Origin of the sequence: Streptomyces sp. (assembly GCF_035563135.1) — a bacterium.
Lineage (GTDB): Bacteria > Actinomycetota > Actinomycetes > Streptomycetales > Streptomycetaceae > Streptomyces.
Genome location: NZ_DATMVN010000424.1, coordinates 1 through 22461 on the forward strand (window position 1 = coordinate 1; position 22461 = coordinate 22461).

Here is a 22461-nt window from a genome sequence, read left to right on the forward strand (position 1 = left end):
GCGGGCGAGGTGCGTGACTTTGACCCGGTCGCGTTCATCGAGGAGCGGTTCCTCGTCCAGACCGACCGTTTCACGCACTACGCGATGGCCGCCGCCGATCTCGCCCTGGACGACGCACGGCTCGGACGCGCGGACTACGAGGGCGCGCCCTTCAAGGTGGGTGTGGTCACCGCCGCCGGATCCGGCGGGGGTGAGTTCGGCCAGCGTGAGCTCCAACGGCTCTGGGGCGAGGGCTCCCGCTTCGTCGGCCCCTACCAGTCCATCGCCTGGTTCTACGCAGCCAGCACCGGCCAGATCTCCATCCGGGGCGGTTTCAAGGGGCCGTGCGCCGTCGTGGCCAGTGACGAGGCCGGTGGCCTCGACGCGCTCATGCACGCCGGACGCTCCATCCGGCGGGGCACGGACGCGGTCGTCGTCGGCGCGGCCGAGGCACCGCTCGCGCCGTACTCGGTCGTCTGCCAGCTCGGCTACGACGACCTCAGTCTCTGCGAGGAGCCCACCCGCGCCTACCGGCCGTTCACCGCGGACGCCTGCGGATTCGTGCCGGCCGAGGGCGGTGCGATGCTGGTGGTCGAGGAGGAGACGACGGCCCGCGACCGCGGAGCGAAGGTCCGTGCCGAACTGGCCGGACACGCCGCCACCTTCACCGGAGCGTCCCGGTGGGCGGAGTCCCGCGCGGGACTGGCCCGGGCGATCGAAGGAGCGCTCCGCGAGGCGGACTGTGCGCCGGAGGAGATCGACGTCGTCTTCGCCGACGCGCTGGGCGTGCCCTCGGCGGACCGGGCCGAAGCCCTGGCGATCGCCGACGCCCTGGGCTCGCACGGACGGCGCGTCCCGGTGACGGCACCCAAGACCGGAACCGGCCGGGCCTACTGCGGCGCACCCGTGCTCGACACGGCCGCCGCCGTGCTCGCCATGGAACACGGTCTGATCCCGCCCACGCCCAACGTCTTCGAGGTGTGCCACGACCTGGACGTGGTCACCGGGCGTGCGCGCCCCGCGGAACTGCGGACGGCGCTCGTGCTGAGCCGAGGACTCATGGGTTCCAACGCGGCCCTGGTGCTGCGGCACCCCACCGACCCCCCTGTGTGAGAAGGAGCAGCCTCATGAACGCGCAACTGACGTACGAAGAACTGGCCACGCTCATGAAGAGCGGCGCCGGAATCACGGTCGACCCGTCGGAGATGGCCGGCCGCCCCGGCTCGGCCTTCGACGAGTACGGCCTCGACTCGCTCGGCCTGCTCGGCATCGTCGCCGCGCTCGAGAACCGTTACGGGCACCCGCTGCCCGTCGACGCCGACCGGTGCAGGACGCCCGGCGAGTTCCTCGACCTCGTGAACAACACCCTTGTGACAGGAGCCTGACGTGTCCGGACACACCGAGAACGAGATCACCATCGCCGCTCCGCTGGACCTCGTCTGGGACATGACGAACGATCTCGAGAACTGGCCGCAGCTGTTCAGCGAGTACGCGGCCGTCGAGGTCATGAAGCGCGAGGGCCAGAAGACGACCTTCCGCCTCACCATGCACCCCGACGACAACGGCAAGGTCTGGAGCTGGGTCTCCGAGCGCACCACGGACCGCCAGGGGCGCAACGTACGCGCGCGGCGGGTCGAGCCCGGGCCGTTCCAGCACATGGACATCCGGTGGGAGTACTCGGAGGTCCCGGGCGGCACGCGCATGCACTGGCGCCAGGACTTCGCGATGCGCCCCGACGCACCGGTCGACGACGCCTGGATGACCGACAACATCAACCGCAACTCGCGCGTCCAGCTGGAACTCATCCGCGACAAGATCGAGCAGCGCGACCGGGAGCGCCGCTCCGCCTCGGTCCCCGTCAACTGATGCCCCGAAAGGCAACCGGATGCACCACGCACTGATCGTCGCCCGGATGGCACCGGAATCCGCGCCGGACATCGCGAAGCTGTTCGCGGAATCCGACAACACCGACCTGCCCCACCTCGTCGGAGTCAACAGGCGCACCCTGTTCCAGTTCGGCGATGTGTATCTCCACCTGATCGAATCCGACCGGCCCCCGGGCCCGGAGATCGCCAAGGTGACGGAGCACCCCGAGTTCAAGGCCATCAGCGACCGGCTCACGGCCTTCGTGAGCCCCTACGACCCCCGGACCTGGCGCGGTCCGAAGGACGCGATGGCGCAGCAGTTCTACCGGTGGCAGCGCGACGGCTCCGGCTGACACACCGACGACCGCCCCGGGTCCGGCACTCAGGTGCCGGACCCGGGGCGGTTTCCGTCGCCGCAGTACGCGGGCTACGGCACGACGCACTCGAACGCGTGCAGGTACGCGTTGACGGGGCGGATCTCGCTGACCCGCAGCCCCGCGTCGGACATCCGGTCGACGAGGCTCTCCCGGGTGTGCTTGGCACCCCCCACATTGAGCAGGAGCAGCAGGTCCATGGCAGTGGTGAACCTCATCGACGGGGTGTCGTCGACGAGGTTCTCGATGATCACCACGCGGGCGCCGGGACGGGCCGCGGCGACCACGTTGCGCAGGGTCCTGCGGGTGCTCTCGTCGTCCCACTCGAGGATGTTCTTGATGATGTACAGGTCCACCTCGAACGGGACGTCCTCACGGCAGTCCCCGGGCACGATCCGTACGCGGTCGGCGAGCCGGCCGCCGTCCCGCAGCCGGGCGTCCGCACGTGCCACGACGCCCGGCAGGTCCAGGAGGGTTCCGTGGACCGACGTGTGCTTCTCCAGCAGGCTCGCGAGGACGTGTCCCTGGCCGCCGCCGATATCGGCGACCGAGGACACCCCGGTGAGGTCCAGGAGGCCGGCGACGTCCCGGGCGGACTGCACGCTGGAGGTGGTCATGGCCCGGTTGAACACCTGGGCGGACTCACCCGCGTCCTGGTGGAGGTATTCGAAGAAACCCTTGCCGAACGTCTCCGGGAAGACACTGGTGCCGGAGCGCACCGCGTCGTCGAGCTGGGGCCAGACCTCCCAGGTCCAGGGCTCCGTACACCACAGGGAGATGTACTTCAGGCTGTTCGGGTCGTCCTCGCGCAGCAGCCGGGACATCTCCGTGTGGACGAACTTCCCGTCCGCCGTCTCGCTGAAGACCCCGTAGCAGCACAGCGCGCGCAGCAGCCGTCGCAGGGGCACGGGTCCGGCGTCCACGACCAGGGCGAGCTCGGCGGCCGATGCGGGTTCCTCGCCCAGCGCGTCGGCGAGGCCCAGCCGGGCCGCCGCGCGTACGGCCGCGGCGCAGGCCGCTCCGAACGCGAGCTCCCGGAGCCGCATGGACGGCGGTGGGCTCTGCGCGGCGGAAATCCGCGGTGCGACCGGAGGGGGTGCGGCGGGGGTGGTGCCGGGGGTGGGACTCACGGTGGTCATACCGTCTCGTTTCTCCTTGTGCGGCTTCTGCGGCGGTGATCCGTCATCCGGCACACATGCCTGCCGGGACGGATGTCCCGCACGTGTTGCTGACGAAGGTGTTGCCGGTGCCCGAGGTGTCGCGGTCGGCGAGGTCGGCCGGCTTGTTGCCCTGCACGAGGTTGCGGCTGATGGTGTTGTCGGTGTTGAGGGCACCCACGAAGCTCTTGAACAGCAGAATGCCGCCGGAGAGCGGGGTCGAGCCGACGTTGTCCCGGATGACGTTGGAACGGACGACCGTGGCCTCGCTGCCGGTCAGGACGATGCCGGACCCCTGGATCGCGGTCAGGCGCGGGGTCGCCGGGCAGAACTTGTTGTTCTCGACGATCCGGTTGCCGCTGATCGTCATCGCCCCGGCCGCAGGCTTGGACTCGTCACCGACGACGAACACCCCGCTGCAGTTGCCGGTCAGGGTGTTGCCGTCGATCACGAGGTTCCTGACCCGGCGGGCGGTCACACCGATGCGGTTCCCGCTCACGGAGTTGTCCACGACCAGGGTCCCGCCGGTGTCGGTCGCCCCGCCCTCCTCGCTGACGGAGTTGGCGACGAAGATACCGGCGTCGCCGTTCCCGGTGGCGGTGTTGTTCCGGAAGTCGCCGCGGGTGGACCGCTCCTGGGCGATGCCCCAGGTGCCGTTCTCACCGGCGGTCACCCTGCGTACGGAGAGTCCGTCGGTCCAGGACGCCCAGATGCCGCTCTTGTCGAAACCGGAGACGGTCAGTGAGCGGATGCGGACGTCGTCGACCGTGTTGCCCTTCGTCCCGATGACGCAGACGCCGTTACCGCCCGTGGCACAGGCGTGGGCGGCCTTGGCCTCCTCGGCCCCCTTGGTTGCCTTGGTTGCCTTGGGCGCCTGGGCGGCCGCCGGCGTGATCACCGTACGTTCACCGGCCCCGCGCAGAGTCAGACCGGGCTTGGTGATCAGCACGCTTTCGCGGTACGTGCCGGCCAGCACCATGACGGTGTCACCCGGCTGCGCGGCGTCCACCGCGCTCTGGATCGATTCGCCCGGGTGCACCACGAGATCACGTTGACCGGACGCGGCGGTGGGAGCGGCCGCGAGGCCCAGGGCCGTGGCAGTGGTCACGGTGATGCCTGCCAGGCATTTCATGTGTCTTTTGCTCATGAGCCGAAGCTATGGGCGATCGGCGGCCGGTGCCACGCAAGGTGAGCGTATGGATACATGGCGTGCCTGAATGGCTTACTCGCGCCGCCGTACCCGTTTCCGTGCGGCCGGTAGCGTGGCCCCATGACGGGCGAGCGCGATCTTCGGACACTGTTGCACCGCATGCGGCCGGAGCTGCATCCCGGCCGCTACGTCTACACGACCCTGCCCGGCGGCGAGGTGCCCGCCGGTGTCACACCGGTGGTCACCGTCTCCGAGCGGGAAGGGCTGACACTGGTCGTCCCTGAGGCACAGGCCGTGACGTCAGGACTCGAACACCACTTCGTCGCCGGCTGGATCACGCTCCGTGTGCATTCCGCGCCGGAAGCCGTCGGGCTCACCGCAGCGGTCTGCCTGGCGCTCACGGACGCCGGGATCAGCTGCAACGTGGTCGCCGGATTCCACCATGACCACCTCTTCGTGCCGTACACGCGTGCGGCCGAGGCGGTCCGCGTACTCGAGGCGCTGGCCGAGGAGTCCGCGTAGGAGTGCCCGGCTCCGCAAGGTGAGCCGGGACACGTAACATGGCCCCATGTCCTTCCTCCGCCGCCGTAGCGCCGCCACACCCGCGGGCCCGGACTTCGATGTCCTGGCCATGGACCCGGGGGACTGGCCCGGCAACCTCGGCGCCGGTCTCCTTCCCGCTCCCGACGGGAGCTGTCAGGGCGTGTTCCTCCGTTACGACCTGTTCGGCGGACGCGGCCCCGCGATGATCATCGGTAATCTGCCCGAGGGCTCACCGGCCCGCGAGACCGAGGAGGGCCAGGTACCCTTCGAGGTCGCCCAGCTGCTCCTCGCCCTCGAGAACGACGAGCCGGTCGAAGTGACCGGCACCGAGGACGTGCCCGTCATGCAGGGCGACAGCCTGCTGATCGTGCGCCGCGTCAAGCTCTCCGAGAGCCGGATCTCCTGCGTGCAGTTCGACCGGAGCGACGGTGTGCTCGTCACCATCGCCAGCTGGGACCGGCCGATCACCGACGATCTGTACGCCCTGCTGAAGCCACTTCCCGCAGAGCTGTTCCAGCAGGGCTGACACGCCCCTGCGTCGTCAGCAGCCGCGTCACCCGCGCCGCCGACGTCCCGAACCCCGTGGGCCCGCTGATGTGCCACGGGGTTCCTGTGCCCCGGCGCAGATCCTCCTCGCGATAGCGCCGGCAGTCCCGGTGCCAGATCAGGATCCCCGCCAGCCAGTGCTGGAGCTCCACCACGTAGCCGGCCAGGACCTCCCTGGCCTCCGCGTCCAGATCGAAGTCGTCGTACAGGACCGGCAGTTCCTGCTCGGCGACATGCTGGAACTGGCGCATCCGTGAATTCATCAGGTCGTGCACGATCGCGACCCCTGTCGGATAGTCCACCCCGAAGAAGTTCTGCACCACCAGGACGCCGTTGTGCACCTCACCCTCGTACTCGATCTCCTTCTGGTACGAGAACAGGTCGTTGAGCAGGCACGCGTAATCCGCCGCCGCGTTCTCCAGGGACCGCATCGGGCCGCTGCGGTAGACGGCGTCCGGCACCTTCCTGCCGTGGCCCAGCCGGCACAGGCTCATCGTCAGGTCCGAACCGAACGTCGCCCGGCGCATCTCCACGTAGTCCACCGGATCGGGAATCCGGTTCTGCGCCTGATTGGCCAGCTCCCACAGCCAGCTCGCCGTCATGGACTCCACCGCCTCCCGGAAGGTGCGGCGCGCGTCCTCGCCCATCGGCCCGGCCGTCCGCCGCCAGAGGTCGGCGAGCCCCCGCTCCAGCGCGTTGACCGGTTCCGGCCCGGGTGACCCGTCCAGCGGCATGAACCGCGACAGCCGCTCGTTGGCCAGCCGTGCCCCCGCCAGATCGCGGGACCGGCCGTGCACCACCGGGAACCAGTCGTCGCCGTACGTCCCCCAGGTCAGCCACCCCGAGGACAGGTCGAGCTCGTCGGGAGTGGCGTCAGGATGCAGCCCCGCGGCACAGAGCGGCAGATCGGTCGCGATCAGCCGCTCCTCGTCCCAGATGTGCGAACCCGGCACACCCGGCTGCGCCTCCAGTAGCCCCATCCGGCGGGCCCAGTCCACGATCCGTACCCGCGCCCCGTCCAGATGCGGGCTCAGCGTCGTGCTGAACGGCATGTCGAAGTCGGGCAGCAGGGAGGGGCCGACGCGCTGGTAGGGCACATGGGTGTGGCTGCGCAGCCGCGAGGCCTCCGAGCGTGGTGTGAAGCGGAGCGACGCGGCGGCCATGCCGAAACCGGGCACGCTCTCTCCCGCGCCGCCGCCGTTCATGTAGCGGCTGGAGCGCATGTGCCACTCGTGGCCCCCGGACTGCCAGTCCTGGAGTCCCTTCACGTAGGCCAGGACAGCTACCGTCTCGTCGGCGGCCAGCCCTTTCTCCGCGCACAGCGGACCCAGTTCGGTGAGGGCGGTGTTCTCGAACTGCTGCAGGCGAGACGTCAGCAGGTCGTTGACCGCTTCGGCGGCTTCCTGGGCCGAGCAGCCCAGAAACTTCTCCAGGACCAGGACACCGTTGCTGTTCTCGCCTTCGTCCTCCACTTCGCGCTGGTACGAGAACAGGTCGTTACGCAGATGCACACCGTCGGAGAAGGCGTCCCTGAGCACCCGCAGCGGGCGCGAGGCGGACACCGCCTCGGGGACCTCCGCGTTCGCCGCGTACTCCACCAGCCCTGCCGACCACGGGGCCCCGCCCACCTTGCGGCGCATCTCGATGTACTCGACGGGATTGGCGATGCGCCCCTCGTTGATGTTCGCGAGCTCCCACAGGGATTCGTACAGCAGATTCTCCGTAGCCTCGGCGAACCGGGCCCGCCAGGCATCGGACATGGCAGGTACGGTCCTGGCCCAGAGGTCGGCCAGCCCCGCTTCCACCGGATTGACCGGCTCCGGCGTCGGCGCGCCCCGCTCCATGGGCATGAAGGCGGGCAGCCGGTCCAGATAGCGCTTGCCGCCCTCGCGGTCCGGAGTCCGTTTGAACAGCTCCAGGAAATGGTCGTCGAAGAAGAAGACCCACACATACCAGTCGGTGACCAGGGACAAGGCCTCCGCCGAGCAGTCGGGGTGGGTGTACGCGCAGAGAAGCGCGTAGTCGTGGGATTCGAGGTCCTTCTCCTCCCAGATACCGGAGCCTTCGAGCATCCCCATGCCGCGTGCCCATTCCCGGGTATGGTTCCGTGCCGCCTCCAGATGAGGGTTGAGACGTGCCGGGTACGGCACGTAGAAGTCCGGCAGTGAGAAGGGCTGTGCCATGCTGCGTCCGGCCTTTCCGAGAGCTCCGCGCGGTCCACGCGGACCGGCCCTGTCGGCGCCAGCACTACCCCTCGGCCATCCGGGGCACTCACGGTGCGAAATAGTCACACAATTTCAGGTCCAGTCGCACGCTGCACTCTTGACTCCCCAGCACCTCCCGCCACAGAGTGTGCGCCGACCGGCGGACACGGGGAGCCCCCCGGGTACGGCTCTGCCACCCCGCCCAGGAAGGGTTGTCATGACGTCGAAGCAGAGGGCCGGATTCGCGCTCGCACTGGCCACGGCGGGGGCGCTGAGCGCGACGTTCCTCTCCCCGGTCGCGGCCGGCGCGGACACCGTACGACCGGAATGCCCGCGCGGCCTGACCTGTGACTGGATCCCAGCGGCCTACCAGCAGACCGGCGATCCGGCGGACAAGGACACCTACGGCAACTACGACACGGCGAACCGGCCCGGCAGCAACGCCATCAGGTTCATCGTCCTGCACGACACCGAGGTCGATTACGACACCACCCTGAAGATCTTCCAGAATCCCGCCAGCCAGGCCTCCGCCCACTATGTGGTGCGCTCGTCCGACGGCCATGTGACGCAGATGGTGAAGAACAAGGACGTCGCCTGGCAGGCGGGAAACTGGTACCTCAACACCCACTCCATCGGCATCGAGCAGGAGGGAGTCGCAGCCGAGGGCGCCAAGTGGTACACCCCCGAGATGTACCGCTCGACTGCGCGACTGGTGCGTCATCTGGCGGCGAAATACGACATTCCGCTCGACCGGCAGCACATCCTCGGGCATGACGGCGTGCCGCCCACCAGCGCGGCGGGCACCCGGAACATGCACTGGGACCCGGGCCCCTACTGGGACTGGAACCGCTTCATGGCGCTGCTCGGCAAGCCCACGGTGCCGAGCGCCCCCAGGAGCAGCGAACTGATCACCGTGAGCGCGGACTTCACCAGGAACCAGCAGGAGTTCCGCGACTGCGAGAAGGGTGTCGACCTGCCACGGCAGGGCAGCAGCGCGGTCCCGCTGCACACCGGGCCGTCCGCGGACTCACCGCTCTTCTCCGACCCGGGGCTGCACCCGGACGGCTCGCCGGGGACGAACTGTGCCGCCGACTGGGGCAGCAAGATCAGTGCCACCCAGCAGGCCGTCGTCGCCGACAGGGTGCCCGGCTGGACGGCGATCTGGTGGTACGGGGGGAAGGCGTGGCTCCGCACCCCTGCGGGCGCCCGGACCGTCAGCCCTGTTTCCGGGCATGTCGTGAGGCCTAAGGAAGGCAGGGCGGAAGTGCCGGTGTACGGCGTCGCCTACCCGGAGAAGGGGGAGTACCCCACGGACTTCGCCAAGCCCACGGTGGGCGGCCCGCTCGTCTACACCATCAAGGCGGGGCAGGTTTTCCCCGGTGGTGGAGAAGCACCCACCGGTTACTACTACGCGCCGACGATCGACGCCTCGAAGCCTTACGACCACACGTACTTCCGCGGAGCGCGGAAGTACGTGACGGTCCAGATCGGCCACCGGATCGGCTTCGTGAAGACGACCGACGTCGACGTGGTGCGAGCCGGTTCATTGAGCAGCGGCTGAGACCACGACCGACGCGCTGCGGGGCCCATGTGTCGGCACCGGCCCCGCAGCGCGCTTCCCCCCGCCCCTCAGGCCGGCCGACCCGGTGTGGTCAGCGCGTGCCCACCGCCGCACGCACGGCCCGCCGGGCCATCGCGCAGTCGTCGTGCAGCCTGCGCAGCAGCAGCCGCTGCTCCTCGCTGGAAGACATGACACCCTGCCGCTCCTGGCCGCCACCGGTCGGTACGCCTTCGCGCATGGCCCGCTGGACAGCCGTCTCATATGTACGGATCTCCCGGGTCAGGACGAGCATGAGGTTGACCAGGAAGGCGTCACGGGCTGTGGAGCCCGCCGCCTGCGCCAGCTGGCTGATCTGCCGCCGCGATGCCGGCGCGTCACCGAGCACGGCCCAGAGCGTGGCCAGGTCGTACCCCGGCAGGTACCAGCCGGCGTGTTCCCAGTCGACCAGCACGGGTCCGGTGGGCGGCAGCAGGATGTTCGAGAGCAGGGCGTCACCGTGGCAGAACTGACCCATGCCCTGCCGGCCGCCCGCGTGGGCCAGGCCGTGCAACAGCTTCTGCAGGTCGCCCAGATCACGATCGGTGAAGAGCCCCAACTCGTGATAGCGGGCGATGCGTGAGGCATAGTCCAGCGGCGCGTCGAACAGGCCGGTCGGCGGCCGCCAGGCGTTGATGTGACTGATCGCTCCGAGAACGGCTCGCAGATCCGCACGGGGCGGTGCCTCCGCCGGGTGTCTCGTCAGCGCCGCGACACGGCCGGGCATCCGCTCGATCACCAGGGTGCAGTTCTCCGGGTCGGCAGCGATCAGACGCGGGACCCGGACCGGCGGGCGGTGCCTGACGAAGGCCCGGTATGCCGCTATTTCGTGCCGGAACCGCTCCGTCCACGCGGGGGAGTGGTCGAGTAAACACTTGGCCACCGCGGTCGCGCGGCCGGTGGTGCCCACGATGAGCACCGAGCGCCCGCTGCGGCGCAGCACCTGCACCGGATTGAACTCCGGACAGATGCGGTGCACGGAGGCGATGGCCATCCGCAGCTGCGCACCCTGGGCGCCGGACAGGTCCAGTCTTCCGCTGATCGGTTGCGCGCCCGGCCCCGCCGTCCGCCGGGTCCGACCCGTGCCGGACGCCGGTGACGCGGCGCGGGGGTCGAGATAGGGCCCGCCACCCGCCCCCGAGGGACGAAGCGGCCGGAGCGGGGCGGACACGGAGGACGATGCTGTGTACATGGGCGAGACAGATCCCTTCGTGCGCCGACAAGTTGCGTGCGCCGCCCCGGCCGACGGCCGTTCGGCACCCTGGGGAGTGCCTAGGGCTGCCGGGCGGGGTGGCGCTTTCCTACCTGACACCGGTGCGCGGGTGGCACAACATCTGGCGGCCCCTGGCGAACCCTGGCGAATATTCACCCGGCATCCACCGGGGGGCTAGGGTCAAGTCAGCCGAGAACCTGGGGGCTTGACGTGACCGGAGAACCCAACACCCGTCTGTCCGACCTGTTCGGCCTGGCCGGCTGGTCCAAGGGCGAACTCGCGAGAATGGTGAACAGGCAGGCGGCGGCCATGGGCCACCTCCAACTGGCCACCGACACCTCGCGGGTGCGGCGCTGGATCGACATGGGGGAATCCCCCCGCGATCCCGTGCCCGAAGTGCTGGCGGCTCTGTTCACCGAGCGGCTCGGCCGTGTCGTGACCATCGAGGACCTCGGGTTCGGTCGGCGCGGGCGTGCGGGAAAGCGGCGAAAGGCCGGGACGGAAGACAATCCCGACGGTCTGCCGTGGGCGCCCGAACGGACGGCAGCGGTCCTCACCGAATTCACGGGAATGGACCTCATGCTCAACCGACGCGGCTTGGTGGGCGCGGGCGCCGCGCTCGCCACTGGCTCAGCAATCACCGGCGCCATGCACGACTGGCTGCACTCCGAGCCCGCTCCGGCGGCCCGGACCACTCGCCTCCCCGACCCCCTGTACGCCGACAACGCCGGCTTCGATCTGTACGAGGCCGCCCCCATCGGATCCGAGGAGATCGAGGCCCTTGAGCACTCGGTCGAGGTGTTCCGGGCCTGGGACGCCTCCAGGGGCGGCGGACTGCAGCGCAAGGCGGTCGTGGGCCAGCTCAACGAAGTGGGCGGGATGCTCGCCTACCGCCACCCCGAGCATCTGCAGCGCCGCCTCTGGGGCGTCGCTGCCGACCTCGCGGTCCTCGCCGGCTGGATGTCCCACGACGTGGGCCTCGAGCCCACGGCCCAGAAGTATTTCGTGATCGCGGCGCATGCCGCGCGCGAGGGCGGCGATCGACCGCGCGCGGGGGAGGCGCTCTCCCGCGCTGCACGCCAGATGGTCCACCTGGGCCGGCCGGACGACGCGCTGGACCTGATGAGGCTCGCCAAATCCGGCTCCGGGGAGGAGGCACTGCCGCGTACCCGGGCGATGCTGCACACCATCGAGGCCTGGGCGCAGGCCTCGATGGGGCGCGGGCAGGCCATGCGGCGCACACTCGGCGAGGCCGAGGAGCTCTTCGTCTCGGACAAGGGCGATGTGCCTCCGCCGAGCTGGATGCAGATGTTCGACGAGGCGGACATGCACGGGATGCAGGCCCTGGCCTTCCGTACGCTGGCCGAGCACGACCCCGGTGCGGCCTCCACCGCTCAGCGCCATGCCAAGCAGGCACTCGACCTACGGATAAACGGACGTCAACGGTCCAAGATCTTCGACTACATCTCACTTGCCTCCGCATGCTTCATCGCCGGCGATCCTGAGCAGGCCGACCGCTATGCACGCCTTGCCCTGGTGTCGATGGGGGAGACGTCGTCGCACCGGACCTGGGACCGCCTGTGCGAGATGTACCGGCTCACCGGTCAGTTCGCGGGGTACGGCAAGATCGAGGACCTGCGCGAGGAGATCGAACGCGCGCTGCCTCCAAGGGCATTCAGCAAGAAGACCAAAGGCTCCCGGATCTGACCCCGGGGCCACCACCGAGCAACTCAGGACGACGACTGGGAGGAAATCGCAAAGGGCCGGCAGGTCGGATGACGTTCAGACGGACACAGGGCGGCCTGGAACTCTTTGCGGGCGCTCCGGAATCCCTCATGTCTCGACACGGGCCACCAACACGCAGGCGTCATCGATCCGTTCGGCAGATCCGAGAGCCTCGACCATGGTCCGTACGCAGTCCTGTGATGTGCGGGCCTGCGTGAACCGAGGTGCCAGCCCCAGAAGCAGATCCGGGTCGGTGCTCCAGTCGCTCCGGCGCGTCAGACCATCGGTGTGCAGCACGAGCACGTCGCCCGGGAGCAGGACCACCTGGTCCTGCTCGTAGGTTACTCCGGACGCCGCCCCGAGCAGCACTCCGTCCGGCGAGGGCAGAGGCCGCCCCACTCCGTTGCGGAACAGCAGCGGCGCCGGGTGTCCTGCCTGCGCCCATGTGAGCGTGCCGGTCGTGGGATCGAAGCGGCAGCACACGGCGCTGCCCAGGGCCGGCTGCGCCGAGCATTCGATCAGCCGGTTCAGGTGGCCCATGACCGCCCCCGGCTCGACACCGGCCACGGCCATGCCTCGCAGCGCGCCGAGCAGCATCGCCATGGCCGAGGTGGCCGGGATCCCATGGCCGGTGAGATCACCGGCGGTGAGCAGGGTTTTTCCGTCCGGGAGCGGCAGGGCGTCGTACCAGTCACCGCCGATGAGACCGCTCGATCCCGACGGCAGGTAATGAGCGGCGATGTCCAGTCCGCTCCCGCTCCGGCCGGGCATCGGCAGTGAGCCGTGCCACGGCGGAAGAACGGCCTCCTGGAGTTCCACCGCCATCCGGTGCTCGGTGCGGGCCACCTGCTCCTGGTGTCGTAGCGTGTCCCGTGTCCTGCCCACGGTGTGCTGACTACGCCTCAGCCTGCTGACATCGCGCAGGACCGCCCACATGGAAGCGGTGCAGCCGTCCGCGTCGAGGACGGGTTCGCCCATCATGTGCAGGGTTCGCATACCGCCGTCGGGCAGCAGGATCCTGAATTCGCCGTCTATCGGTCTGCCGTCCACCAGGCAGTCGGTCACCATGGACGTCAGGAGGGCCTGGTCCTCCCTGAGGAGAACGGACGGCAGTTCGTCGAGGGACAGAGCTCCTGTCCCCGGGGCCTTGCCGAAGATCTGATACAGCTCGTCCGACCAGCTGACCTCATCGGTGAGCAGATTCCATTCGGCGCTGCCCACCCTGCTGAGGAGCGAGCCCGTCGGCGCCCCGGCCGACGGTTCCGGGGCGGCGGCCCTCTCTGCGGATCCGGCGGCCGCGTCGTGGGTGATACCGTCCCGCAGCTGTCCCAGATGCTCGCCCAGGTCGTCGAGCTGATGGACGGCGAGCTCACAGAGTGCCCGCTGCCAGCGCAGCCGGGGATCGTCGTCGATCACCGAGGTGTCACGCCGCACGGCGTCCACGTCGCCGCGCAGCAGCCGGGCCCGGTTGATCAGGGCGTCGACGGCCTCCCGCTCCGGCGGTTGCGGGGCGGGGCGGTCCGCAGACAGGTGGGACGGCATCTGATACTCCGATACAGGCGGCACGGCCGGTTCGTGGGGGTGGACCGCACTCGACTGTTGCACAGGCTGGGAGGTCCCGTAAGGGATTTGGCGACACTTGATGCGTTCTTGCTCCCGGCATATGCCATCGGCCGGGTGGGGCGGGCGTCCGCCGAACACCCTTGCTCCTGATGAGAGTTGATGCAAGTAGCCGGGCGTGAGCGGCTCGGTGCACGCCCGCGTATGCGGCCCGCACGGCTCACAGGGGCCGGGAGCAGGGCGTATGCGGAGTCGCGCGGAGGTGTGGAGCGAAGGCCGGTGCCGCCGATCGGACCTCTTCTCGATGGCATGTCCGGGTCGGCGGCCAGGAGCGCCTCGGTCGTTCGTTCAAGACCTGCTCGGACGCGGGAGGGCGTTGCGGAGACGTGCGGCTCTCACCCCGGCTGCTCGAAGCGGAATGCCGATGCGGCCGAATGTGTTGGGGGAGTCAGTGATGAAAACGACACCCGTTCTCGTTCTGGGATGGGTTCTGAACCCTGATGCCTCTCCGGAGATGCCATGGCGCGCAATGAGACCAGGCCCGTCGTCCTGCTCGGGTCCACGGCCGGAACCGGCCACACCTATGTGACGCGGAAGAGTCGACGCAATGACCCGGACCGGCTGGAACTGCGGAAATTCGACCCGGTTGCAGGGCGGCACGTCATGTTCCGCGAGGCTCGCTGACGATCGGCCTCATCGCCTTCCCGTCATCCGCCGAAGGCTCTTGGCCTGCATGTCCGTGGTGTGGATCACAGCTCAGGGGCGGATTGACGGGAACGAGGAGGGGTGGTTTATCGTTCACCTATACGTGGGAGTGAGGGGCCGGAGCGCACCGGACGGTGATCCGCCTTCGCCTTCGCACACAAGCCGCCCCGGCTGGATTCCCCCGATCCGGCCGGGGCTCCCCTCTTTTCATGCGCCTGACGCGGAGCGCACGGTCTGAGGCGTTCTGCGCCCGTACGACCTGCCCATAGGGAGCGTCGCTCACATGGTCTGCGTGAGATCCGCCGCGTAGTGCTCGATGGCCGCCCGGTACCGCTGCACCCGTGGATCGTCGCTCGTCGTCGCCGTCAGGCGCAGCAGCAGTTGCATGGCTTCATGATGCTCGCCGGTGTTGAACAGGGCCATGGACAGAAAGGTCCGCAGCGCCCCGTCGTCCGGGAACTCCTCCACGCCCCGCCGGAGCGTCTCGACGGCCTGCCCGAACCTGCCCAGGACGCGGTAGGTGCTGCCGAGCCCCAGCAGTGCTCCCCGGCGCTCCTCCTCGTCGAGGCCGTCGCCCTGCAGGCTCCGCTCGTAGTACGGCACGGCCTCGGCCTCCAGACCGAGCACATCGTGGGCCCAGGCGGTCTGGTAGGCGATGTCCGCTGCGTCGGGAAACGCGGCGGAGAGGGAGAGGAGGCGCTCCCTGGCCTGCTCGGGATGACCCTGTTCGCGCAGCCGCACGGCCTTTGCCAGCAGTTCGTCCTTCTTCTGTGCGCTCATGCGCTCATGGTCGCACCCGGCCCGGGGTGTGGCCGTCGGCGTTGGGGGAATCCGTTCCGCCATGACAGCAGAGGCGAATGGCAGTGCACGACGCAGGAGTGTGGGACGTCTACTGTTGCGCGCCGCAGCGCTGGCCGCAGCGTTCCTGGCGCTCGTCGCGTTCTCCGTGGTCCTGGCGAAGGTGACGCTCACACCGTCGCCGGCGTCGGAGGACATCGTGACGTCCAATCTGAAGCCAGGGCGGTCCCTGCGGCAGTACGCGCAGGACTACACCTTCCTCGCGGCGTGCAAACAGGCCGGCGGAAACTTGCTGCTGGGTGCTCCGTTCGGCGTTCTGCTGCCGATCCTGGTGCCGCGCCGGCTTCGCATGATCCGGATGACGGTGCTGACCGCACTGGTCATGGCGGTCGTCGAGCTCGCGCAGGGAGCGCTCGTGGCGGGGCGGGCCTTCGACATCGACGACGTGATCCTCAACACGGCCGGCGCGCTGCTGGGGTACGCGCTGGTGGGCCGGCGCATCAGCCACCGCTACCACGTCCTTTCGGACCCCCCGGCCGCAACGGGCGCGTCGGAGCCCGCGTCCCGGGCTCCGGCAGGGGCCGAGCCGACCGCCGGGAACGAGGCGAAGCGGAGCGCGGAACCGAAGACCGGCCGCAAGGCGAAGGCGGGTATCAGGGCCGGGCGAGGTGACAGCCCCAGGGCCGGGTCCGTCGCACGCCGGAGCGCGTCCGCGCCGGTTGCTCGCGGACGCGCTCTGTTCGACAGGTGGCGCAGCCGTCGGGAGGGCCCGGGCGGGGGAGCGCCCGGAGCCCGCCGACGCGGAGCCTAGAGCGCCGGGTAGGCGTTCTTCATGAGCTCCTGGAACTGGGCGGAGAACCACTTGCCCGAGACCGGGGCGTCGCCCAGAGCTCCGGACATGTTGTTGTTGTTGCGGGCGTTACCGGTGTACGTCGGGTCGCACATCCGGTCGAATCCCTTGCCCTCGTCGTTCGGGATCGCCTTGCTGGAGCCGTCCGACTCCCCCGGGGGCTTCATCCAGACGTACGCGTCGATGCCGGCTTCCGGAGCTGCCTGCGGCCGTTCGCCGAGGCCTGCTCCGGCCTGGTTGCACCAGTTGCCCAGGTGGATGCGCCGGTCGTAGCGCCCGCCGTCCACATAGGTGTCGACGTTCGTGGACGCGCCGGGACCGCTCGGCCGGTTGGCGCCGCCCCAGCCGTTGCGCGAGGTGTCGATGAGCATGCCGATGTCGGAGTTGAAGCCGACCGAGACCAGCTCGTTCCGGAACGCCTGGGCGAAGGAGAGCTCGTCCGTGTACCGGTTCCAGTCGACCCACTTGGACTGCCGCACGGAGGTTCCGTTCACGGAGTCGCCGATGGAGAAGTTCTCCTCCTTCAGGGCGCTGTAGTTGGCCGTGTTGGTGATGAAGCCGTGCACGTCGTTGACGGTCGCGCCCTCGGCGGTCGCGGCCTGGTGGAAGATGTCGGCGGACGGCCCGAAGTTGTCGTCCCAGCCGATCCAGCCGTGGTGTCCCGCGTCGATGTAGTTGTAGACGTTCGGCGCGTCGCCGAGCTTGTTGAGGGCGTAGCCGACGCCCTTGACGTAGTTGCCGTTGGCCTTCATGACGTCACAGGCCGGCGTGGCCGTGGGCCGGCCGCCCGCGTTGGTCACGAGGTTCGGCAGGGAGTCGATCTCGACGGTGGTGACGATGCGCAGACCCGCGTACTTCTCATCGGCGAGGATGGCCGCGATCGGGTCGATGTACTCGGTCTTGTAACGGCCGATCTCGGTGGGGCCGAGCTCGCCGTTGGAGGCGAGTGCCGCGCAGTCGCGCCCGGGCAGGTTGTAGATGACGAGCTGGACGACGAGTTCGCCGGAGCCCTTCTGGGTCAGGGCCTCGTCCAGGTGGTCACGCAGCCCCATGCCGCCGTTGGCGCCCTCGATGGCGGCGATACGGTCGAGCCACACACCCGTCGGCTGGTTCGCGACCCGGCTGCCGCCCGGTTCGGCGGCGGCGTTGGCCGACCACTCGGGGTTCACATAGACCTTGGCGCCCTGGTAGGGGTTGTCCGCCTGCTCACCGGCGGGCGGGTCGGTGGGCGGGTCGGTCGGGTCCGGGGGATCGGTCGGGCCCGTACTTCCGTCACAGGTGACGCCGTTCAGTTTGAACGTCGCGGGCACGGTGCTGTTGCCGTTCCCGGTCGCGTTGAAGCCGAAGGTCGTGGAGGACCCGGTGGCCAGGGCGGCGTTGTAGCCGGCGTCCTTCGCGGTGACGGCGGTGCCGCTCTGCGAGACGGTGGCGTTCCAGCCCTGGCTGACCTTCTCGCCACCCGAGAACGACCACTGCAGCTGCCAGCCCGATATGGCGGCGCCCAGGTTCTTCACGCTCACCGAGGCAGTGAGCCCGCCGTTCCACTGATTCTGGATCTTGTAGTCGACGGTGCAGCCCGCCGCTGCCGCGGCGGAGGTTCCGAAGGGGGCCACCGCGGCGGCGGAGCCTGCGGCTGCGGCGACGAGCGCTCCCGCGGCGATGAGCGCCGTTCGGGATCGGCTCAGGTTGGTGCGGCTCGTGCGGCTCATGCGAATTCCGTTTCCTCAGCTGTCGAGGGCGCGCAGATGTTCACGCAGCCCGTTTCCGTACGGGATGGGGGTACCGTCGTAGTCGCTGATCAAGGACGGGGCCGTGAAGCGGTCCCAGGCGTTCCAGGCCCGTCCGGTAGAAGAGGTCCCGGTCGTCGAACCCCTGCGCCTCCTGGTCGGTGAAGCCGGTGGGAGCAGGTGTTCTCGCCGATCTCGCCTGCGGCGAGGGGGACTTCGGCCTGACCGGTGCGAGAGGGGGAGTGCCGGCTGTCCTCGTTCGCACGGGGATCGGAGGTGCGGGCGAGCGAGGGCGGGCGGGTGTGAGTGCCCGTGGACCTCATGCCCGGCGCCGGGGCGGGTGCCGTCGGCGCGCGTATCGGAGCATCCGGCGCAAGCGCCGGTGTACCGCCCCGGGTCCGATGCTGTTCGACCCGGGGGCCGTGTCTCGGATCCCGGCCTGCGGGGCCGGGCCCTCCCGGGCGCTGCTGTCTTTTTCGTCCGCATACTGCGGATCCATGGTGTTCAGGCCAAGCCGGTACTCCTTGTTCGGGTGACCACGCAGGGATGGTGCGGTTGCTCCCGTCGACGCACGCCCGTTCAGAGGCGCGCTCGACGAGTTCGTGGCTCCGGACGTCCGTTGCGGGCGGTCCGCCGGCGGAGACGGCAGGATCCACCGGACCGGTGGAGCCGGCCGGATCCGCGGTGCGGAGCGTGCTGTCGCGCCTGGACTCACCGGTCGCGGGGTCCGGTCCCGCTCCGGCGGCCAGGAAGACCGCCGCAGTCCCCGCACCGTTCGCGTGTGCCCCGTTCCGACTGCCGCCGGCCGCAGTGCTCGCCTCGTGGGAACCGCCGTCCCGCCGAGGTGCGGCGCTGGTGTCCACCGTGTGCACGAGGGCGGAACCGGAAGCCGTGACCATGGACGCGACAGCGCTGCCGGCCATGTCGAGCGCTGCTTCGGGGAGCAGTCTGAACAGGTGCGATAAGTGCGGGAGTTGACGCATGAGCGACTCCTTGCAGATCGGACGGGCCCCCTACGGCACGTCGACTGGTGGAACCGCTCCCACTGGTGTGGCTTGACGTTAGAGCGTCAAGTGGTGTCGGTCAACACACCAGTTCCCCTCTCTTGCTATCGAAATAATTCGACTCTTCAAGCGTCTTGACTCCCTTTTTCCTCATCCCCATGCTGGGAGCGCTCCCACTGGTTCAAGGCTTGTGCTCAGCCCCGCACGCCCCCCATGTCGCCGAGCCGCGAGGAGGTACTGCGCATGCCATCGGGACGCGCACGAAGAACGTGGTTATCGAGGAGACCCGGCAGAACCGGAGCCCGACGCCGCCGTCTGTGGACAGCGTTCACGGCGGTACTGGCCCTTCCCCTGGGAATGACCGCCGCGACCGGCGGGCCGGCCCAGGCCGCAGCCGTCCAGTGCAGCGTGGACTACAGGACCAACGACTGGGGCTCGGGCTTCACCGCCGAACTCACCGTCACCAACAGGAGTTCCGCCGCGATCAACGGCTGGACCCTGACCTATGACTACGCCGGCAGCCAGAAGCTCACCAGCGGCTGGAACGGAACCTGGTCCCAGGCGGGCAAGACCGTCACCGTGAAGAACGCGAGCTGGAACGGCTCCATAGCCGCCGGGGCCGCTGTGACGACCGGCGCGCAGTTCACCTACAGCGGCACCAACGCCGCACCGACCGCATTCGCCGTCAACGGCACCGCATGCGCCGGCGCCCATCAGCCGCCGATCACCGTCCTCACCAGTCCGGCGGCGGGCGCCGTCTTCTCCGCCGGGGACACCGTCCCCCTGGCGGCCACCGCGGCGGCCGCCGACGGGGCGGGCATCAGCAAGGTCGAGTTCTACGACGACACGAAGCTGCTCGGCACGGACACCACATCCCCCTACGCCTACAGCGCCGAAGGGCTGTCCGCCGGCGGCCACTCGTTGTACGCCAGGGCGTACGACAACCTCGGCGCTTCGGCTGAATCGACCCCGGTGGGCATCACCGTCGCCGCAGGTCCGGCCGTCGTCGCCACGCCCGCTCAACTGGGCGTGCAGCAGGGCAAGTCGGGGACATTCAACGTTTCGCTGTCCACCGCGCCCTCCTCGTCGGTCACCGTCACTGTGGCGCGGAGCGCCGGCAACTCCGGTCTGAGTGTCACCGCTGGCGCGAGCCTCACGTTCACCCCGTCGAACTGGTCCACTCCCCAGAAGGTGACCGTCTCGGCCGACGCGTCCGGTACGGGAGCCGCGACCTTCACCGTGACGGCTCCTGGACACAGCAAGGCCGACGTCACGGTCACCCAGCTCGCTGCGGCGAAGGAGTACGACGCCCGGTTCCTCGACCTGTACGGGAAGATCACCGACCCGGCGAACGGCTACTTCTCGTCGGAGGGCATCCCCTACCACTCCGTCGAGACCCTGATCGTCGAGGCCCCCGATCACGGACACGAGACGACGTCGGAGGCGTACAGCTATCTCATCTGGCTCCAGGCGATGTACGGGAAGATCACCGGGGACTGGACCAAGTTCAACGGCGCGTGGGAAACCATGGAGACGTACATGATCCCCACCCACGCCGACCAGCCCACGAACTCCGCGTACAACGCGTCGAAGCCCGCCACCTACGCACCCGAGCACGACACCCCGAACGAGTACCCGGCCGTCCTCGACGGATCGGCGGCCTCCGGATCGGACCCGATCGCCTCCGAGCTGAAGAGTGCGTACGGCACCGACGACATCTACGGGATGCACTGGATCCAGGACGTCGACAACGTCTACGGATACGGCAACTCTCCCGGAAAGTGCTCGGCCGGACCGAGCGAGACGGGGCCCTCGTACATCAACACCTTCCAGCGTGGTCCGCAGGAGTCGGTCTGGGAGACCGTCACTCACCCCACCTGCGACAACTTCACCTACGGCGGTGACAACGGTTACCTGGACCTGTTCACCGGGGACGCCTCCTACGCCAAGCAGTGGAAGTTCACCAACGCTCCGGACGCGGATGCCCGCGCCGTCCAGGCCGCCTACTGGGCGGACACCTGGGCGAAGGAGCAGGGCAAGTCGGGTGAGGTGTCGGCGACCGTCGCCAAGGCGGCGAAGATGGGCGACTACCTCCGCTACTCCATGTTCGACAAGTACTTCAAGAAGGTCGGCAACTGCGTCGGCCCGACCACCTGCCCTGCCGGCAGCGGCAAGGACAGCGCGCACTACCTGATGTCCTGGTACTACGCCTGGGGCGGTGCCACCGACACCTCGGCGGCCTGGTCCTGGCGCATCGGATCCAGTCACGCCCACGGCGGCTACCAGAACCCGATGGCGGCCTACGCCCTGAGCTCCGTCGCCGACCTCAAGCCCAAATCGGCCACGGGGCAGCAGGACTGGGCCAAGAGCCTGGACCGGCAGATGGACTTCTACCAGTGGCTCCAGTCCGACGAGGGCGCCATCGCAGGCGGCGCGACCAACAGCTGGAAGGGCAGCTACGCCCAGCCTCCGGCCGGTACACCGACCTTCTACGGCATGTACTACGACGAGAAGCCCGTCTACCACGACCCGCCGTCCAACCAGTGGTTCGGCTTCCAGGCGTGGTCCATGGAACGCGTCGCGGAGTACTACCACGAGTCGGGCGACGCCCAGGCCAAGGCCGTACTCGACAAGTGGGTCGACTGGGCCCTGTCCGAGACGACCATCAACCCGGACGGTACCTACCTCATGCCGTCCACCCTCAAGTGGTCCGGTGCTCCCGATACCTGGAACGCGTCGAATCCCGGAACGAACTCCGGACTCCACGTCACGGTCGCCGACTACACCAACGACGTCGGAGTGGCCGGCGCCTACGCCAGGACCCTGACCTACTACGCGGCCAGGTCCGGTGACGCCGAGGCGAAGGCGACGGCCGAAGGGCTGCTCGACGGCATGTGGAGTCACTACCAGGACGACCTCGGGATCGCGGTTCCCGAGACCCGGGCCGACTACAACCGGTTCGACGACCCGGTGTACGTCCCGAACGGCTGGACCGGCGCGATGCCCAACGGTGACACCGTCGACAACGACTCGACGTTCCTGTCCATCCGGTCGTTCTACGAGGACGACCCGAACTGGCCGAAGGTGCAGGCCTATCTCGACGGCGGTGCCGCTCCGGTCTTCACCTACCACCGGTTCTGGGCGCAGACCGACGTCGCACTGGCTCTGGGGGCGTATGCCGATCTCCTGGAGTGAGTGACGGCAATGCCCACGGGGTTCCGGCCGCCCGGCCGTCAGCCGGCGGCCGGAATTCCGTCCGTCCGTCCGGCCGGGCCTCGCGCGGACGGGCCGCGGAAGGCATGATCATGCGATGACATGGACAGCAACACCGTTGCGTTTGGCCCCTGGGCTGTACGTCAAGCCCTGCTGAACAGCGCAACGGGACCACCTGATAGATCAGCGATCGGCGAAGAAAGTCGATCAAGGTCAGGGGTCCCGTTGCAGGAGAAGTCTGTCATCACGTC

General features: G+C 69.1%; 18 protein-coding genes. 11 read left to right on the forward strand and 7 right to left on the reverse strand.

Annotated elements, in window-relative coordinates; translation table 11 throughout:
* The 4 genes from VN520_RS18595 to VN520_RS18610 all read left to right on the forward strand — a co-directional run.
* Positions 1–1092: beta-ketoacyl synthase N-terminal-like domain-containing protein (locus VN520_RS18595; RefSeq protein ID WP_325748043.1), on the forward strand; the 1092-nt coding region annotated here is incomplete at its 5' end.
* A 14-nt stretch (positions 1093–1106) separates the two neighbouring features.
* On the forward strand, positions 1107–1364 hold the full coding sequence (locus VN520_RS18600; protein WP_325748044.1) for an acyl carrier protein: 258 nt from the start codon (positions 1107–1109) through the stop codon (positions 1362–1364).
* A gap of 1 nt (position 1365) precedes the next feature.
* Positions 1366–1845, forward strand: coding sequence for an SRPBCC family protein (locus tag VN520_RS18605; RefSeq protein WP_325748045.1), 480 nt, complete (start codon positions 1366–1368; stop codon positions 1843–1845).
* Positions 1846–1864: 19 nt separating this feature from the next.
* Complete coding sequence (locus VN520_RS18610; protein WP_325748046.1) at positions 1865–2197, forward strand: TcmI family type II polyketide cyclase; 333 nt, start codon at positions 1865–1867, stop codon at positions 2195–2197.
* 74 nt (positions 2198–2271) lie between these two features.
* Here VN520_RS18610 and VN520_RS18615 read toward each other — a convergent pair whose 3' ends face one another.
* Positions 2272–3357, reverse strand: a complete 1086-nt coding sequence (locus VN520_RS18615; RefSeq protein WP_325748047.1) for a methyltransferase — start codon at positions 3355–3357, stop codon at positions 2272–2274.
* A 43-nt stretch (positions 3358–3400) separates the two neighbouring features.
* Positions 3401–4522: a right-handed parallel beta-helix repeat-containing protein gene (locus VN520_RS18620; RefSeq protein ID WP_325748048.1), complete on the reverse strand. Its 1122-nt coding sequence runs from the start codon at positions 4520–4522 to the stop codon at positions 3401–3403.
* 123 nt (positions 4523–4645) lie between these two features.
* Here VN520_RS18620 and VN520_RS18625 point away from each other — a divergent pair, with 123 nt between their 5' ends.
* Together VN520_RS18625 and VN520_RS18630 are read left to right on the forward strand one after the other, a co-directional pair.
* Complete coding sequence (locus VN520_RS18625; protein ID WP_325748049.1) at positions 4646–5047, forward strand: ACT domain-containing protein; 402 nt, start codon at positions 4646–4648, stop codon at positions 5045–5047.
* 46 nt (positions 5048–5093) lie between these two features.
* A complete protein-coding gene (locus VN520_RS18630) occupies positions 5094–5594 on the forward strand; it encodes a hypothetical protein (protein ID WP_325748050.1) in 501 nt (166 codons plus the stop codon).
* On the opposite strand, the gene VN520_RS18635 is transcribed toward VN520_RS18630, so the two are convergent.
* Positions 5533–7797, reverse strand: coding sequence for a terpene synthase family protein (locus tag VN520_RS18635; protein ID WP_325748051.1), 2265 nt, complete (start codon positions 7795–7797; stop codon positions 5533–5535). The two genes, VN520_RS18630 and VN520_RS18635, sit on opposite strands and share 62 nt — an antisense overlap.
* Positions 7798–8035: 238 nt before the next feature.
* Between VN520_RS18635 and VN520_RS18640 the strand changes: the two genes are divergently transcribed.
* A complete protein-coding gene (locus tag VN520_RS18640; protein ID WP_325748052.1) occupies positions 8036–9379 on the forward strand; it encodes a peptidoglycan recognition family protein in 1344 nt (447 codons plus the stop codon).
* A gap of 91 nt (positions 9380–9470) precedes the next feature.
* On the opposite strand, the gene VN520_RS18645 is transcribed toward VN520_RS18640, so the two are convergent.
* Positions 9471–10607 carry an aminoglycoside phosphotransferase family protein gene (locus VN520_RS18645; protein WP_325748053.1) on the reverse strand — a complete coding sequence of 379 codons (1137 nt, stop codon included), beginning with the start codon at positions 10605–10607 and terminating at the stop codon, positions 9471–9473.
* Positions 10608–10838: 231 nt separating this feature from the next.
* On the opposite strand from VN520_RS18645, the gene VN520_RS18650 reads away from it, so the two are divergent.
* Entirely contained in the window at positions 10839–12335 is a 1497-nt protein-coding gene (locus VN520_RS18650) for a hypothetical protein (protein ID WP_325748054.1), read from the forward strand.
* A 126-nt stretch (positions 12336–12461) separates the two neighbouring features.
* Here the strand turns inward: VN520_RS18650 and VN520_RS18655 are convergent, their stop codons facing one another.
* Positions 12462–13895, reverse strand: a complete 1434-nt coding sequence (locus VN520_RS18655; RefSeq protein ID WP_325748055.1) for a PP2C family protein-serine/threonine phosphatase — start codon at positions 13893–13895, stop codon at positions 12462–12464.
* A gap of 537 nt (positions 13896–14432) precedes the next feature.
* On the opposite strand from VN520_RS18655, the gene rpmG reads away from it, so the two are divergent.
* Positions 14433–14597: a 50S ribosomal protein L33 gene (rpmG, locus tag VN520_RS18660; RefSeq protein ID WP_325748056.1), complete on the forward strand. Its 165-nt coding sequence runs from the start codon at positions 14433–14435 to the stop codon at positions 14595–14597.
* A gap of 300 nt (positions 14598–14897) precedes the next feature.
* On the opposite strand, the gene VN520_RS18665 is transcribed toward rpmG, so the two are convergent.
* A complete protein-coding gene (locus VN520_RS18665) occupies positions 14898–15398 on the reverse strand; it encodes a tetratricopeptide repeat protein (RefSeq protein ID WP_325748057.1) in 501 nt (166 codons plus the stop codon).
* Positions 15399–15459: 61 nt separating this feature from the next.
* Here VN520_RS18665 and VN520_RS18670 point away from each other — a divergent pair, with 61 nt between their 5' ends.
* Positions 15460–16227 (forward strand): VanZ family protein, encoded by a 768-nt coding sequence (locus tag VN520_RS18670; RefSeq protein WP_325748058.1) that lies wholly within the window; start codon positions 15460–15462, stop codon positions 16225–16227.
* Here VN520_RS18670 and VN520_RS18675 read toward each other — a convergent pair.
* Positions 16224–17975 carry a glycoside hydrolase family 6 protein gene (locus VN520_RS18675; protein WP_325748059.1) on the reverse strand — a complete coding sequence of 584 codons (1752 nt, stop codon included), beginning with the start codon at positions 17973–17975 and terminating at the stop codon, positions 16224–16226. The genes VN520_RS18670 and VN520_RS18675 overlap by 4 nt on opposite strands.
* A gap of 1379 nt (positions 17976–19354) precedes the next feature.
* Between VN520_RS18675 and VN520_RS18680 the strand changes: the two genes are divergently transcribed.
* Positions 19355–22192: a glycoside hydrolase family 48 protein gene (locus VN520_RS18680; RefSeq protein WP_325748060.1), complete on the forward strand. Its 2838-nt coding sequence runs from the start codon at positions 19355–19357 to the stop codon at positions 22190–22192.
* Positions 22193–22461: the final 269 nt, after the last annotated feature.

Excerpts from the sequence above, each read along its gene's own strand:
- VN520_RS18610 (WP_325748046.1), top strand. The coding sequence starts at position 1,865 with ATGCACCACGCACTGATCGTCGCCCGGATGGCACCGGAATCCGCGCCG.
- VN520_RS18630 (WP_325748050.1), top strand. The coding sequence starts at position 5,094 with ATGTCCTTCCTCCGCCGCCGTAGCGCCGCCACACCCGCGGGCCCGGAC.
- VN520_RS18665 (WP_325748057.1), bottom strand. The coding sequence starts at position 15,398 with ATGAGCGCACAGAAGAAGGACGAACTGCTGGCAAAGGCCGTGCGGCTG.
- VN520_RS18620 (WP_325748048.1), bottom strand. The coding sequence starts at position 4,522 with ATGAGCAAAAGACACATGAAATGCCTGGCAGGCATCACCGTGACCACT.
- VN520_RS18635 (WP_325748051.1), bottom strand. The coding sequence starts at position 7,797 with ATGGCACAGCCCTTCTCACTGCCGGACTTCTACGTGCCGTACCCGGCA.
- VN520_RS18615 (WP_325748047.1), bottom strand. The coding sequence starts at position 3,357 with ATGACCACCGTGAGTCCCACCCCCGGCACCACCCCCGCCGCACCCCCT.
- VN520_RS18640 (WP_325748052.1), top strand. The coding sequence starts at position 8,036 with ATGACGTCGAAGCAGAGGGCCGGATTCGCGCTCGCACTGGCCACGGCG.
- VN520_RS18675 (WP_325748059.1), bottom strand. The coding sequence starts at position 17,975 with ATGAGCCGCACGAGCCGCACCAACCTGAGCCGATCCCGAACGGCGCTC.
- VN520_RS18625 (WP_325748049.1), top strand. The coding sequence starts at position 4,646 with ATGACGGGCGAGCGCGATCTTCGGACACTGTTGCACCGCATGCGGCCG.
- VN520_RS18645 (WP_325748053.1), bottom strand. The coding sequence starts at position 10,607 with ATGTACACAGCATCGTCCTCCGTGTCCGCCCCGCTCCGGCCGCTTCGT.
- VN520_RS18670 (WP_325748058.1), top strand. The coding sequence starts at position 15,460 with ATGACAGCAGAGGCGAATGGCAGTGCACGACGCAGGAGTGTGGGACGT.
- VN520_RS18680 (WP_325748060.1), top strand. The coding sequence starts at position 19,355 with ATGACCGCCGCGACCGGCGGGCCGGCCCAGGCCGCAGCCGTCCAGTGC.
- VN520_RS18655 (WP_325748055.1), bottom strand. The coding sequence starts at position 13,895 with ATGCCGTCCCACCTGTCTGCGGACCGCCCCGCCCCGCAACCGCCGGAG.
- VN520_RS18600 (WP_325748044.1), top strand. The coding sequence starts at position 1,107 with ATGAACGCGCAACTGACGTACGAAGAACTGGCCACGCTCATGAAGAGC.
- rpmG (WP_325748056.1), top strand. The coding sequence starts at position 14,433 with ATGGCGCGCAATGAGACCAGGCCCGTCGTCCTGCTCGGGTCCACGGCC.